The organism is Gordonia sp. GONU (assembly GCF_024733855.1).
Lineage (GTDB): Bacteria > Actinomycetota > Actinomycetes > Mycobacteriales > Mycobacteriaceae > Gordonia > Gordonia amicalis.
The window spans coordinates 67,849-80,079 of record NZ_JANRHB010000009.1 but is presented as its reverse complement, the minus strand read 5'-3'; the positions used below and the strand labels follow the sequence as shown (position 1 = coordinate 80,079).

The window sequence follows — 12,231 nt, the reverse complement described above, 5'->3', positions numbered from 1 at the left end:
CGACCGGGGGCCGGATTCAGCTCGACCGGCGGGTGACCCTCACCTCGAGATCTTCGGGGCCGAGGGTCTCCTGCTCGCCGGTCACCACGCCGACCCGGATCGGGTTCCGGGACGTGTCGGTGACGGTGAGCGGCGGGCCATCCGGCTGGAGATGCTCGTTGCCCCACTGCATCAGCGACATCACGACCGGGAACAGATCACGCCCCATGTCGGTGAGCAGGTATTCGTAACGGACCCGCTGGCCGGGCTCCTGATACGGGACCTTGGTGAAGATGCCGGCCTCGGTCAGCTCTTTCAGCCGGGCGGACGCGACCGCGTCGGTGATGCCCACGCGACGGGCGAACTGGTCGAACCGGGTCGCGCCGTAGAAGGCCTCGCGCAGGATGAGAATCGCCGACCGCGTGCCGACGAGTTCGACCGCTTTGGCGATCGAACAGTGCGTCGCCTCCCACCGGTCACGTTCCGCGAGCGGGCCCACCAGCTTCATCATCCGTCCATTCTAGCCTGACTTGACAAGACTATAGTCAGGGCGTAGACCTCTGACTATGGCAGGCAAAAGTCAGCCACGTTCGGACCGTCCGCGGATGGTCCAACCCACAGATGGAGGGGCAGTCATGGCAACGGCAGTCATCGTGGACGCGGTGCGCACACCGATCGGCAAGGGGAAGCCGTCGGGCGGCTTGCACGACGTTCACCCCGTCGACCTTCTCGCGCACAGCCTCCGGGCCATCGTCGACCGCACTGGGATCGATCCGGTCGAGATCGACGACGTGATCACCGGAGTCGTCAGCCAGGTGGGCGAGCAGAGCCTCAACCTCGCTCGTCGTGCATTGCTGGCCGCCGGTTACCCGGAGTCGGTGCCCGGCGTGTCGGTCGACCGTCAGTGTGGCAGCGGTCAGCAGGCGATCGCGTTCGCCGCCCAGGGGGTGATCGCGGGGACCTACGACGTGGTCGTCGCCGCGGGAGTCGAATCGATGTCCCGGGTGCCGATGGGCTCGGCCGCGGTCGGCGCCTCGGATCTGAACGGTGTCGCGTTCGACGAGCGTTATCCCGACGGGCTGGTCGGGCAGGGCATCTCGGCCGAACTCATCGCCGCGCGATGGGACATCTCGCGCCCGGAGATCGATGAATTCTCCTTGCGTTCTCACGAATTGGCGGCGCGGGCGACGAAGAACGGGCTGTTCGACAACGAGCTCGCGCCCATCTCCGGTCTGACCGCCGACGAGGGGATCCGGCTGGGCGGCACCCTCGAGAGCCTGGCCGGCCTGCGGCCCGCGTACTACGACGAGGCGATCGCCCGGCGATTCCCGGAGATCGACTGGCGGATCACCGCGGCGAGTGCCAGCCAGATCAGCGACGGTTCGGCGGCCGTTCTCGTCATGAGTGAGGAGAAGGCGGCCGAGCTCGGATTGCGCCCGCGCGCACGGATCCACACCATCGCGGTCGCCGGGGACGATCCGCTGCTGATGCTCACCGCGATCATCCCGGCAACCCGTAAGGTGCTCGCGCGCAGTGGACTCGATCTCGCCGACATCGACCTGTTCGAGGTCAACGAGGCCTTTGCCCCGGTCGTGCTGGCCTGGGCGCGGGAACTCGGCGTCGAACTCGACAAGGTGAACGTCAACGGCGGCGCGATCGCACTCGGTCATCCGCTGGGTGCCAGCGGCGCCCGACTCGCGACCACGGGACTGAACGCGCTGGAGCAGCGGGGTGGGCGTTTCCTCCTGCAGACCATGTGTGAGGCAGGCGGTCTCGCCAACGCGACGATCTACGAGCGCCTCGACTGATCCGAGAAGGCGCCGGCCGGTGTCAACCGTCGGTGTGGCGTGCGCGCGCGACGGCCGCCGCCACACCGTGGTGCCACGGGACACCGTGCCCGGGTAGGACGGACTTCGCGCCGGTGGCGGCCAGCGCGTCGAGCGAGGCGCGGTTTCGCTCGAGGTCGGCGGTCGCCGAGCCCGCGATCATGCGGGGGCCGTGTGCGGCGGTGTACGGGTCGAGGGTGACCAGCGCGTCACCGGAGATGACGGCATCACGGTCCGGGTAGTACAGCGAGACATGACCGAAGGTGTGGCCGTGCGTGGGCACCACCTCGGCCTCTCCCGGGAGAACGGCATCGTCGTCGAAGACCGACACCTTGGAGGTGTTGATACCCCGGACGGTGAGCGCTCCGGCAAAGGCCATGCGGCTCAACAATTTCCACGACGGTGGATTGCGCAGTGGAACCCCGCCGCGCGTGGTGTTCTCGTGCGCATATCGGTAGGGGTGGGCGGCGAGCCAGGCATCGTCGCGATGTATGTGCACCGGGATGCGCCACTGCTTGGCCAGGCGTCGTGCGGTGCCCACATGATCGAAATGCCCGTGGGTGATGATCAGTGCGGACACCGCATCGACGTCGTGGCCCAGATGGTGGATCGCTTCGACCAGCGGTCCGTAGGAGCGGGGCAGTCCGGCGTCGACGATCACCAGCCGGTCGTCGACCTCGACGAGGTACTGGTTGGTGTACGCGTGTTCGAGGCGATGGATTCCGGGTGCGACGTCGCGTTGGAAGACCATGCCTCAGCGTAACCCCGGGGAGCTGTGCGCAAACCCGGGTTCACCAGGGGAGTAGCCCGTTCTCGTCCTGCAGCGTGCCGGTGGGTCCGTCGGGTCCGATCGTTGCCAGCTTCACGACGGTGCGTGCACTCTCTTCGGCGGGCCGGCCGCCGGTCATACCGGCGCCGGTGGTCATGTCGGTGGACGTGAAGCCCGGTTCGAGTGCATTGAACTTGATGCCCGGTTCGATCTTGGAGTACTGCAGCGTGAGCATCGTCGCGGCCGACTTCGACGCGGCGTAGAGCGTTGCGGTGAGCCCGGATTCGGGTCGATCCGGGTTCGTCACGGCCCAGAACGATCCCATACTGCTCGACACGGTGACGACCCGCGGATGATCCGACCGGCGCAGCATTGGGAGCGCTGCCTCGGTGACCCTGACGATGCCGACGGAGTTGGTGTCGAAGACCCGCGCTGCGGTGGGCCCGTCGACGACCCAGTCGCCGGAGATCCCGGCGTTGTGCACCAGCACGTCGAGCCGTCCCTCGAGGGCGTCGATCCGTGCGAGCGCCGCGGCGACCGATGCGTCGTCGGTGACGTCCAACTGCACGAATCGCGCGCCGGCCTCGGCGGCGGCCTTCTCGCCACGGTCGGTGTCTCGTGCGCCGATGTAGACGGTATGCCCGAGTCTGGTGAGTTGTCGGGCCGTCTCGAGTCCGATTCCCCTGTTGGCGCCGGTGATGAGAGTGACTGTCATGGGTGTTCCTTCCGATCCGCGCCCTTGGTCGGGCCGTGCATTCGACGCTATGAGTGCGTCGCGCCCCACGGCAGTGCTCCGCTTGTCCCAGGGTGTGGCAGGACCCCCTCACCTCCGTGCGACGCGACCTAGGCTGACGACATGACCAACCGGCCGAACACCCTCGGGGACTATCTGAAGGCTCGCCGCGGACTCGTGACCCCGGAGCAGGCGGGTATTCCGGATGTCGGAGTGCGGCGCGTACCGGGATTGCGGCGTGAGGAAGTCGCGATGCTGGCCGGGATCAGCGCCGACTACTACCTGCGTCTGGAGCGCGGCCGCGACCGGAACCCGTCGACGCAGGTCCTCGAGTCGTTGGCGCGAGTCCTGCAACTGGATGACGACCACGTCGCGTATCTCCTGTCACTGGTGGGTGACCCGCCACGATCCCGGCGCCGTATCCGCAGAGAGATCGTGCCGGTGGGTGTGCAGAAGCTGGTCCAGACGCTGAGTCAGCCTGCTTACGTCGAGGGGCGCTACTTCGACATCCTGGCCGCCAATTCGTCGGCGACCGCACTTTCCCCGCGGTTCGCAGTGGGGCGGAACCAACTTCGCGACATGTTCCTGGAGGCGGCCGACCAGGCTCTCTATCCGGAGTGGCGGAACTCCACGCAATGCCTGATCGGCAACCTGCGTCGGGCGATCGGCACCGACGTCGACGACCCGAGGTTCGTCGAGCTGGTTGGCGAGTTGTCGCTGGCGAGCCCGTGGTTCCGCGAACTGTGGGCACGGCATGACGTGAAGGCTCAGTTCGGCGCACCCATGCGATTCGATCACCCCACGGTCGGAGAAATGACCCTCTACCGGGAACGGATGAGCATCGACGGTACACCCGGCCTCGAACTCGTTGTGTTCCACCCGGAACCGGGGAGCGCAGACGCAGAGAAGCTCGCGCTGTTGTCATCGGCGGCGCTGCCATCGCAAGTCCTGACACCAGACGCGAACGGTCGGCAAGGTGACGCCGCCGCACGTCGTGCGGTCGGATCAGCCGACGTTCGACGGCCCCAGCCAGGCGAGCGCGGCGACCACGAGGGCCTCGGTACCGGTGTCGAGCGTGGGCTGGACGACCGGCGCGAATTGCGGTGAATGATTGGCAGGTATGTCACGGTCGAGTCGCCCCGACTCCTCGGCCGTGCGGTGGACCTCGGGATCGATGCCCCCCAATCCCCAATAGGTGTAAGGGATTTTGAGCGCGCGGGGGATGTCGCTGAAGTCCTCGCTGGCGGTTTGCAGCGGCAGGTCGAAGGTTCGGTCGGCGCCGAAGTGTTCGTCGAATGCGGCGCGCACGCGCCCGGTGGCCGCCGGGTCGTTGGTCGTGGCGGGGAAGTGGTCGAAGGTCTCGAAGTCGGGTTCTCGCGGAGACCCCGACGCCTGACACTCGGCGGTGACGATCCGATGGACGGCGTCGAGGACGAGCGTGCGCGTCCGATCGCTGTAGGTGCGTATGTTCAGCTGCAGGACAGCATGATCGGGGATGATGTTGCTCTTGCTGCCCGATGTGATGCTGCCGACCGTGAGTACTGCCGGTTCGGTGGGGGCGATCTCACGGGAGACGATGGCCTGCAGCCGGATCACGATCATGGCCGCGAGGACCACGGGGTCGACGGTGGTCTGCGGCATCGAGCCGTGCCCGCCGCGACCGTAGACGGTGATCCGAAGGCTCTCCGCGGCGGAGAGCACCGCGCCGTAACGGGTTCCGACGTGGCCCGCCGGGTAGGGCAGCACGTGCTGGGCCAAGGCGACGTCGACGTCACCGACCACGCGACCGAGGTCGTCGTCGATCATCCGCCGGGCGCCGTCGCCGACTTCCTCGGCGGGTTGGAACAGCGTGATCACGCGGCCCGACCAGTGGTCACGTCCGCCGGCGAGCAAGGACGCGGCGCCCAGCAGGCATGCGACGTGTACGTCGTGCCCACATGCGTGCATGACGGGGACCTCTCCGCCGTCGACGCCGGTGACGGTACGGGTGCTGGCGTAGGGAAGCCCGGTGTCTTCCCTGATGGGCAGAGCGTCCATGTCGGCGCGCATCAACACGGTCGGCCCGTCGCCATGGGACAGGATGCCGACGACGCCGGTGCCCCCGATCCCGTCGCGGACGTCGTAACCGAAGCTCCTCAGCTGCCGCGCCACCTCCGTCGAGGTCTCGCGTTCCTGATGTGAGAGCTCCGGATGTTGATGGATCTGCTGGTACAGCTCTTCCAGCGGGCCGCGAAGGTCGTCAAGGCCTGCAAGGATCCGTCCCGCGACGCTCACGGAATCGTCTCCGGTCCGCTGTCGGCGGCGTCGAAAGAAGGGAACCCGCCCGCCCGAGTGCCCGCCACCGCTCATCGGGACGTCAGTCCTGGCATCGGCTCTCCGCTCTTCGGCGACGCGAGTTCTACGGAGTGCGCGGTTGAAACGACCGCGCACAATGTCGAGTGTACGGACCAATATGACCTGGATCACAGCAGTGTGAGGTCTTGACGTGGTGGTCCTGTCGTCGTAGAGGGAGATACGACGCTGCTCTGATCCGGATGTCGGACGGTGTCAAGGGTTTGGGCTCCAGTGGTCGAAACCCGGTGGGCGGGAGCGTCGGATGTGCCGGAATGATCCCAATTCGCATACCATGCGGGCTGCCCCGCAGTCGCCGGGCAACGTTTCTCAGAAGGATTGCCGAACCGATGACGACTCACCCTCTCCTCGTCGACGCCGCATGGCTCACCGAGCACATCAACGATGAGAACGTGCGGGTTCTCGACGCGACGGCCGAGCGCGGACATCCCGATGGCTCCGGCCGTCCCGTGCCCTCTCTCGGCCCGGCGTTGTACGCGCGAGCGCATATCCCCGGTGCGGTGCACGCCGATCTGGATCGCGACCTCGCAGACCCGGATGCGGCGGTGCCGTTCATGGCCCTCGACAGCGAGACCTTCGCGGAACGCCTCGGCGCATTGGGCGTCGGCCCGGATTCCCACGTCGTGATCTATGACCAGGGAGGCAACATCTGGTCGTCACGTCTCTGGTGGAATCTTCATCTCGAAGGATTCGACAACGTCTCCATTCTCGACGGTGGGTTGCCCGCCTGGCAGCTCGCCGGGCAACCCACCCGACCGGGGGTCGAGTCCTATCCCGTGGACACCTTCAAGGCGTCGCGACGACACGAGCTGTACGCCGACAAGGAGACAGTTCTCCGAGCCATCGACGACGACGGTGTTCTCCTGGTCAATTCGCTCGATCCCGCGACCTTCCGCGGCGAGACCGACACCTACGGTCGGCCCGGGCGCATCCCCGGAAGTGTCAACCTGCCGTATCCCGATCTCATCGACGCGACAGGACTGCTCCGGCCGCTCGACGAGGTGCGCGCCGACTACGAGAAGATCGGCGCACTGGATTCCGGCAAGAAGGTCATCACCTACTGCGGCGGGGGCCTCGCCGCGAGTTTGCTCGCCTTCGAGCTCGCCATCCTGGGCCGCGACGACGTCGCGGTCTACGACGCGTCGATGTACGAATGGGGTGCAGACGAGTCGTTGCCGCTCGAAGTCGACTAGATAGCCGGGAGCCTCCACGGCCCGACGTCCGGCGTCAGGTCGACGGCGCGCGAGTTGCCCTGGCGGAGAACGGCGGCGGGTTCTACGCCGATGAGGAAGCGGCGTGTGCCATCGCCATCCGGCGGAAGCCGACCTCGGCGCGGTCGCGACGGACCGAACGAATCGCGAACAGTTGACCAATGGCCCTGTGACCGGATGCTCCGCAGAGCGATCCTGTGAGAATGCAGGACTATGAGGTACATGAGGAGTCCCGGATAGCCCAGGTGACAGCAGTCGTCAGGTCCACGCTCGCAGTCGAGGAGATCGGGCCGTGGCTGAAAAACAGTTACGGGGACATCGATCGCGTGCTGTCGGAACGTCAGGCAGGTCCCACGGGGCCGCCCTTCGCTCGCTATCGCATGCTCGGGGGTGGCCGATTCGAGATCGAGGCAGGGTTTCCCGCGACGTCGCCGATCGATCCGGTCGGCGACGTCGGGCCCTCTGAGCTACCGGGCGGGCAGGTCGCCGTCACCGTCCACGTCGGGCCCTACGACGCGATGGAGCCGGCGTACAAGGCGCTCGAGACGTGGGTGAACGAACACGGCGGAAAGGTCGGCGATCCCTGGGAGGTCTACTTCAGCGATCCCTCCACCGATCCGGCGGGTTGGCGAACCGAGATCGTCCAGCCCTTTCGACCTGCCGAACCGGAGTTGCCGACCGGCGACAGTCGCTGACGGCCGGAGGTCAATCGCGGTAGGGAAGTCCCGGCCAACGTCGGGTCGGCCGACCGGAGTTGACGATTGTCGCGATGACCTCGAATGCGGCACGGCCGGTGATCGGCAACGATGCCGTAGACGGCGGTGGCACGTCTGTTAGTTAGCCAAATGTGTTTCGGTGCTGTGCACTTCGTCGTACGGGCACCTATCCGGTATTGCCGCCTGCGGCATCGTTCAGCAGTGGCATCTCATGGTCAACCGGGCTTCCGGGCCTGCTGATCGGTGACTATCCTTTGTCCCGAGGCAAGTGGGACCCCCGAAGGTGGTGCTCGGATGGCTACGAGCATGGTGTGTAGTACTTGCGGTACGACGCTGCGGGTACACGCGAAATTCTGCGATGAGTGCGGTGCCTCAACGGAATCGAGTGATGTCACCGAGTACAAACAGGTGACCGTTCTCTTCGCCGACGTGGTGAAGTCCATGGATCTGGCGGCGGCCATGGACGCCGAACGGTGGCAACAGATAATCACGTCGCTGGCGGAACGGTCGGCTGCGGTCGCGCGTCGGCGCGGCGGTCGCGTCGACTTCACCGGAGACGGTGTCATGGCAATCTTCGGCGCACCGAAAGCATTGGAGGACCATGCCTTTCGCGGCTGCCAGGCGGCGCTCGAGATCCAGGAGTCGGCTCGTCGGCTGGCCGAAGACGTCCGAGTGCACGACGGCGTCGACCTCGCGCTGCGCGTCGGAGTGAACTCCGGCGAGGTGATCGCCGGTGCTGTCGGCAGAGCCTCGTTGGGGTACAGCGCAATTGGGCGGCAGGTCGGAATGGCGCAACGCATGGAATCCGTGGCGCCACCTGGTGGGGTGATGCTGTCGATGGCATCAGCGCGGCTCGTCGACGGTGCAGCCACGCTGGGAGCACCCGAATGGGTACGGATCAAAGGCGCATCCGAACCCGTTCAGGCACGTCGACTCCTGGCCCTCCCGCCGCGGCGCGTGAACGTGAACTGTGCCGACAACGACTTCGTCGGGCGAAAGAGAGAGCTGGGGCTGGTCGAATCACTGCTCGACGACACGGTCCGTGGACTCGGCAGTGTAGCGCTCATGGTGGGCTCGCCGGGAGTCGGCAAGAGCCGGGTGGCGCGCGAGGTGGCGGCGTCGGCGGAGGCCCGAGGCTTCAAGGTCACCTGGGCGTTCGGTGAGATACATCGGCGCGACGTGTCCTTCGGCGTGATGGCCGGACTCTTGCGCTCAGGACTGGGCCTCGACACCTTGAGTGCCGAATCCGCTCGAGCGAAGGTGCATGCTCGATTCCCGGATGCCTCCGCGAACGATCATCTGCTACTCGATGAGCTTCTCGGCACGTCTGACCCGGTCGTCGTGATGCCGCAGATCGAGCCCGATGCCAAACGCCGCCGTTTGACCGCATTGATCAACTCGCTGTCGCTCGCACGAAGCGAACCGTCGTTGACCATCATCGAGGATGCGCAGTGGATCGACGACGCGAGTGAGGCGACCCTGGTCCACCTTCTCGACGTGGTGCCGCGCACCCCATCCCTGGTCATCATCACCGCTCGTCCGGAGTACGCCGGCGCGCTCAAGAGCGAGACGCGTGCCCGGACCGTCGTGCTCGCTCCCTTGGACGACGCCGACATCGAACGAATCGTCACGGGCATGACCGGATCGAATCCATCGATAACCCTGCTGGCGACGAAGATCGCCGAACGCGCGGCCGGTAACCCGTTCTATGCAGAGGAAATGGTTCGGGAACTGGCGCAACGCGGCGTATTGCGTGGCGAGCGCGGTGCGTATACGACCTCGGTGGACGCCGCCGACGTGGCGATTCCCGCGACTGTGCAGGCCACCATCGAAGCGCGCATCGATCTGCTGAGTGCCGAGGCGAAGCGAGCAGTGACCGCGATGGCTGTGATCGGTTCCCGCTTCCGTGCACAACTGCTGCCTGGGCTCGGGTTGGACACAGCGGTGGACGAGCTGGTGAATGCGGAAATCATCGAGAGGGTCGATCCCGAGAGCGTCGAGTTCGTGTTCCGACATCCACTGATCTTGGCGGTGGCCTATCGATCGATGCTGCGCTCCGAACGCGCACGATGGCACAGTCGCGTGGCCGCGGTGATCGAGTCGACCGAACCGTCCGCCCTCGATCAGAATGCGGCCGTGATAGCCGAACATCTGCGCGCTGCAGGCGAGCTCCGGGCTTCTTATGAGTGGCACATGCGTGCGGCGGCGTGGTCGATGAACCGGGATGTGAGGTCCGCGCGTGTCAGTTGGGAGCGAGCAGCGGAGATCGCGGAAGCCTTACCTGCCGAGGACCCGGAACGGTTGTCGATGTGCATCGCACCGACGACGATGTTGTGCGCAACCGACTGGCAGGATTTCGGACTCTTGGTGGCCGGCGCGCGGTTCGCGGAGTTGAGTCGGCTTTGTCGCCGTACCGGCGACGAGGTTTCTCTGGCCATCGGCAGGACGGGTGTGGCCGCAGACCTTTTGTATTCCGGCCGAGTGCGCGTGGGTGCGCGACTGGCATCCCAGCAGATCCGATCGCTCGAATCGATCGGTGACCCGACTCTGATGATGGCCCTCGCACCACCCCTTTTCCTTCCGTGGCTGGAGGCGGGAGAGCTCGACGAGGTGACGCGCTGGGCGGAAGTGATCATCGATCTTGCTGCAGGTGATCCGGCCAAAGGCGTAGGTTTCGGACTCGGATCGCCGTTGGCGACTGCGACTGCCTTTCGAGGTCTGGTCGGGTGGGTCAAGGGCCGTTCAGGTTGGCGACACGACCTCGATGTTGCCATCGAGTTGGCGCGTGACAACAATCCCCAGCATTTTGCGCTCGTCTTCGTCTGGACCGTTGCAACGGCGATACAGTTCGGGGTTCTTCGCGCCGATGATCGTGCCCTCCATATCGGTGAAGAGGTGCTGCGAACATCGGAGCGGGTTGCCGATGACAACGCGTTGATGTTCGCGGAGTATGCGGTGGGGATCGTCCTCTTGAACCGTAGCTCGGCAGATGACAGACGCCGGGGTCTCGAAATCATGGAGCCATCACGCGACGCGTGGGTCCGTCGCGGCAGATACCTTGTCCCCGTCGTCGAATGCATGATCGCCCGGGAACGCGCGAGACTCGGTGATCGAGATGCCGCGATCAACTCCCTGCGCGCAATCGTTGAGGAACTGTTCGGCGCTGAGCGTATTGGCTACGCGATGCTGGCTTCCGGGATTCTGGCGGAGGTGCTGGTGGACCGCGGGGACGAAGTCGACCTCGTCGAGGCTGAGAGGACGCTCGACCGATTACTGGGCGTTCCGAACACCGGCGACTGGATGACCGCGCGGGCAATAGCGGCACACGTGCGCGCCCTGTTGGCCCGAGCGCGCGCTGACCCCTCTTATCCGGACCTCGTTGAGCAATATCGTTCCCTGTCAGAGCGCTTCGGATTCGAAGGCCACATCGATTCGGCTGCAACGATGTAGCGCGGACACCGGCAGGAATCGACGACACCGTGGATCGGTCACGAGCTTCTGGTCACTCGTCTCGCAACTTGTCGAGTTCGGCTCTCGCCACGGCGGTCAGCCGTTCGATGATCTGCTGGTAGGCGGGGGACTGGCGATGCACCAGCGAGGTGTGTGTTTCGCCGTCGACCAGATGCAGTTCCGCGGTGCCGCCCACCGCTCGGACGGCGGCGGTGTAGTGCCGCGAGTTGTCCGGATTCACGTCGTCGTCGGCGAGACCGTGGAAGAGGATCACCGGCAACTGTGGGTCGAGGTTCTGGATCGGGTCCACCGAGGCATAGCGACCAGGCACCTGTTCCGGTGTGCCGCCGAGGATCTGCTTGATGACCCGGCCGTTGCCGTGGTTCACGGCATAGCGCATGTCCAGGGGACCTGAGATGGACACCACCCGGGACGGGACGAACGCCGGGCGAGAGCCCACTTCGTCATCCTCGAGCCGGTGTCGGGTGCCGACCCAGACCGCCAATTGTGCACCGGCACTGTGGCCTATCACCAGCTCGTCGTCGATGCTGAGCTGCGGATGGGTCTCGGCCATCGTGGGCACGTGGTCGAGTGCTCGGGCCACGTCGTGGAAGGTCGTCGGCCAGCCGCCACCGGTGCCGACCCGGCGATACTCGACGTTGTAGACGGCCAGTCCGCGGCCGGCGAGGTCGCGGGCCATCTCGTCGAACTGCTCTGCGCCGGCACGACTCTCCCAGCCGCCGCCGTGAACGATGGTGACCAGCGGGACGGATCCGTCCTCGTGGTCTCCGGCAGGGAGGTACAGGTTTGCCCAGTTCTCGGCGGGGTCGGCGTCGGCGGGACCGAGGTACTCGATTCGCTCGATGTCGATTCCATCTGAGCCCTGGGGGACAGGTGGTGCTGCCGTGGGCGCGTGAGTTGTCGCGCTCACCGACGACGACTGTGGAGCCGGCTCATCGGACCCGGCGGAGCATCCGGCGGTCCCGATGACGATGAGAGCCACAGTGGCTGTTGAGATCAGATGACATACGCGCACGCCGAATTCAAACATGCCGACGGTGATTTCGGGGTGGGGAATTGTGACCGGAGACGACGAACGCGTCTCTTTCCACTTTCAGAATAACGCCAGGAACGGGGCTTGCGGCAAGGCCCCGGCGAGCGTGCACAATTGCTCGGCAACTGTCACGGACGGAAG

General features: G+C 65.9%; 10 protein-coding genes. 5 read left to right on the top strand and 5 right to left on the bottom strand.

Features of this window, described 5'->3' with window-relative positions; genetic code table 11:
- Positions 1 to 16 precede the first annotated feature (16 nt).
- The gene (locus NWF34_RS11205) at positions 17 to 490 is read right to left on the bottom strand and encodes a helix-turn-helix domain-containing protein (RefSeq protein ID WP_258325073.1); all 474 of its coding nucleotides are present in this window, start codon (positions 488 to 490) and stop codon (positions 17 to 19) included.
- A 124-nt stretch (positions 491 to 614) separates the two neighbouring features.
- Here NWF34_RS11205 and NWF34_RS11200 point away from each other — a divergent pair, with 124 nt between their 5' ends.
- Positions 615 to 1,787 carry an acetyl-CoA C-acyltransferase gene (locus NWF34_RS11200; RefSeq protein ID WP_258325072.1) on the top strand — a complete coding sequence of 391 codons (1,173 nt, stop codon included), beginning with the start codon at positions 615 to 617 and terminating at the stop codon, positions 1,785 to 1,787.
- A gap of 22 nt (positions 1,788 to 1,809) precedes the next feature.
- Here the strand turns inward: NWF34_RS11200 and NWF34_RS11195 are convergent, their stop codons facing one another.
- A complete protein-coding gene (locus tag NWF34_RS11195; protein ID WP_258325071.1) occupies positions 1,810 to 2,556 on the bottom strand; it encodes an MBL fold metallo-hydrolase in 747 nt (248 codons plus the stop codon).
- 40 nt (positions 2,557 to 2,596) lie between these two features.
- A complete protein-coding gene (locus NWF34_RS11190) occupies positions 2,597 to 3,289 on the bottom strand; it encodes an SDR family NAD(P)-dependent oxidoreductase (RefSeq protein ID WP_258325070.1) in 693 nt (230 codons plus the stop codon).
- Between the two features lie 141 nt (positions 3,290 to 3,430).
- Here NWF34_RS11190 and NWF34_RS11185 point away from each other — a divergent pair, with 141 nt between their 5' ends.
- On the top strand, positions 3,431 to 4,414 hold the full coding sequence (locus tag NWF34_RS11185; RefSeq protein ID WP_258325069.1) for a helix-turn-helix domain-containing protein: 984 nt from the start codon (positions 3,431 to 3,433) through the stop codon (positions 4,412 to 4,414).
- Here the strand turns inward: NWF34_RS11185 and NWF34_RS11180 are convergent.
- Positions 4,313 to 5,563 (bottom strand): amidohydrolase, encoded by a 1,251-nt coding sequence (locus NWF34_RS11180; RefSeq protein WP_258325131.1) that lies wholly within the window; start codon positions 5,561 to 5,563, stop codon positions 4,313 to 4,315. The two genes, NWF34_RS11185 and NWF34_RS11180, sit on opposite strands and share 102 nt — an antisense overlap.
- Positions 5,564 to 5,988: 425 nt before the next feature.
- Here NWF34_RS11180 and NWF34_RS11175 point away from each other — a divergent pair, with 425 nt between their 5' ends.
- From NWF34_RS11175 to NWF34_RS11165, 3 genes are all read left to right on the top strand, one after another.
- The gene (locus NWF34_RS11175) at positions 5,989 to 6,852 is read left to right on the top strand and encodes a sulfurtransferase (RefSeq protein WP_258325068.1); all 864 of its coding nucleotides are present in this window, start codon (positions 5,989 to 5,991) and stop codon (positions 6,850 to 6,852) included.
- Positions 6,853 to 7,073: 221 nt separating this feature from the next.
- A complete protein-coding gene (locus tag NWF34_RS11170) occupies positions 7,074 to 7,565 on the top strand; it encodes a GyrI-like domain-containing protein (protein WP_258325067.1) in 492 nt (163 codons plus the stop codon).
- A 315-nt stretch (positions 7,566 to 7,880) separates the two neighbouring features.
- Positions 7,881 to 11,036: an adenylate/guanylate cyclase domain-containing protein gene (locus tag NWF34_RS11165; RefSeq protein WP_258325066.1), complete on the top strand. Its 3,156-nt coding sequence runs from the start codon at positions 7,881 to 7,883 to the stop codon at positions 11,034 to 11,036.
- Positions 11,037 to 11,088: 52 nt separating this feature from the next.
- Here the strand turns inward: NWF34_RS11165 and NWF34_RS11160 are convergent, their stop codons facing one another.
- The gene (locus NWF34_RS11160; RefSeq protein ID WP_258325065.1) at positions 11,089 to 11,967 is read right to left on the bottom strand and encodes an alpha/beta hydrolase; all 879 of its coding nucleotides are present in this window, start codon (positions 11,965 to 11,967) and stop codon (positions 11,089 to 11,091) included.
- Between the last annotated feature and the right edge of the window lie 264 nt (positions 11,968 to 12,231).

Bases quoted from the DNA above. Each gene is read 5' to 3' on its own strand.
- NWF34_RS11205 (WP_258325073.1), bottom strand. From the start codon at position 490: ATGATGAAGCTGGTGGGCCCGCTCGCGGAACGTGACCGGTGGGAGGCG.
- NWF34_RS11200 (WP_258325072.1), top strand. From the start codon at position 615: ATGGCAACGGCAGTCATCGTGGACGCGGTGCGCACACCGATCGGCAAG.
- NWF34_RS11195 (WP_258325071.1), bottom strand. From the start codon at position 2,556: ATGGTCTTCCAACGCGACGTCGCACCCGGAATCCATCGCCTCGAACAC.
- NWF34_RS11190 (WP_258325070.1), bottom strand. From the start codon at position 3,289: ATGACAGTCACTCTCATCACCGGCGCCAACAGGGGAATCGGACTCGAG.
- NWF34_RS11185 (WP_258325069.1), top strand. From the start codon at position 3,431: ATGACCAACCGGCCGAACACCCTCGGGGACTATCTGAAGGCTCGCCGC.
- NWF34_RS11175 (WP_258325068.1), top strand. From the start codon at position 5,989: ATGACGACTCACCCTCTCCTCGTCGACGCCGCATGGCTCACCGAGCAC.
- NWF34_RS11170 (WP_258325067.1), top strand. From the start codon at position 7,074: ATGCAGGACTATGAGGTACATGAGGAGTCCCGGATAGCCCAGGTGACA.
- NWF34_RS11165 (WP_258325066.1), top strand. From the start codon at position 7,881: ATGGCTACGAGCATGGTGTGTAGTACTTGCGGTACGACGCTGCGGGTA.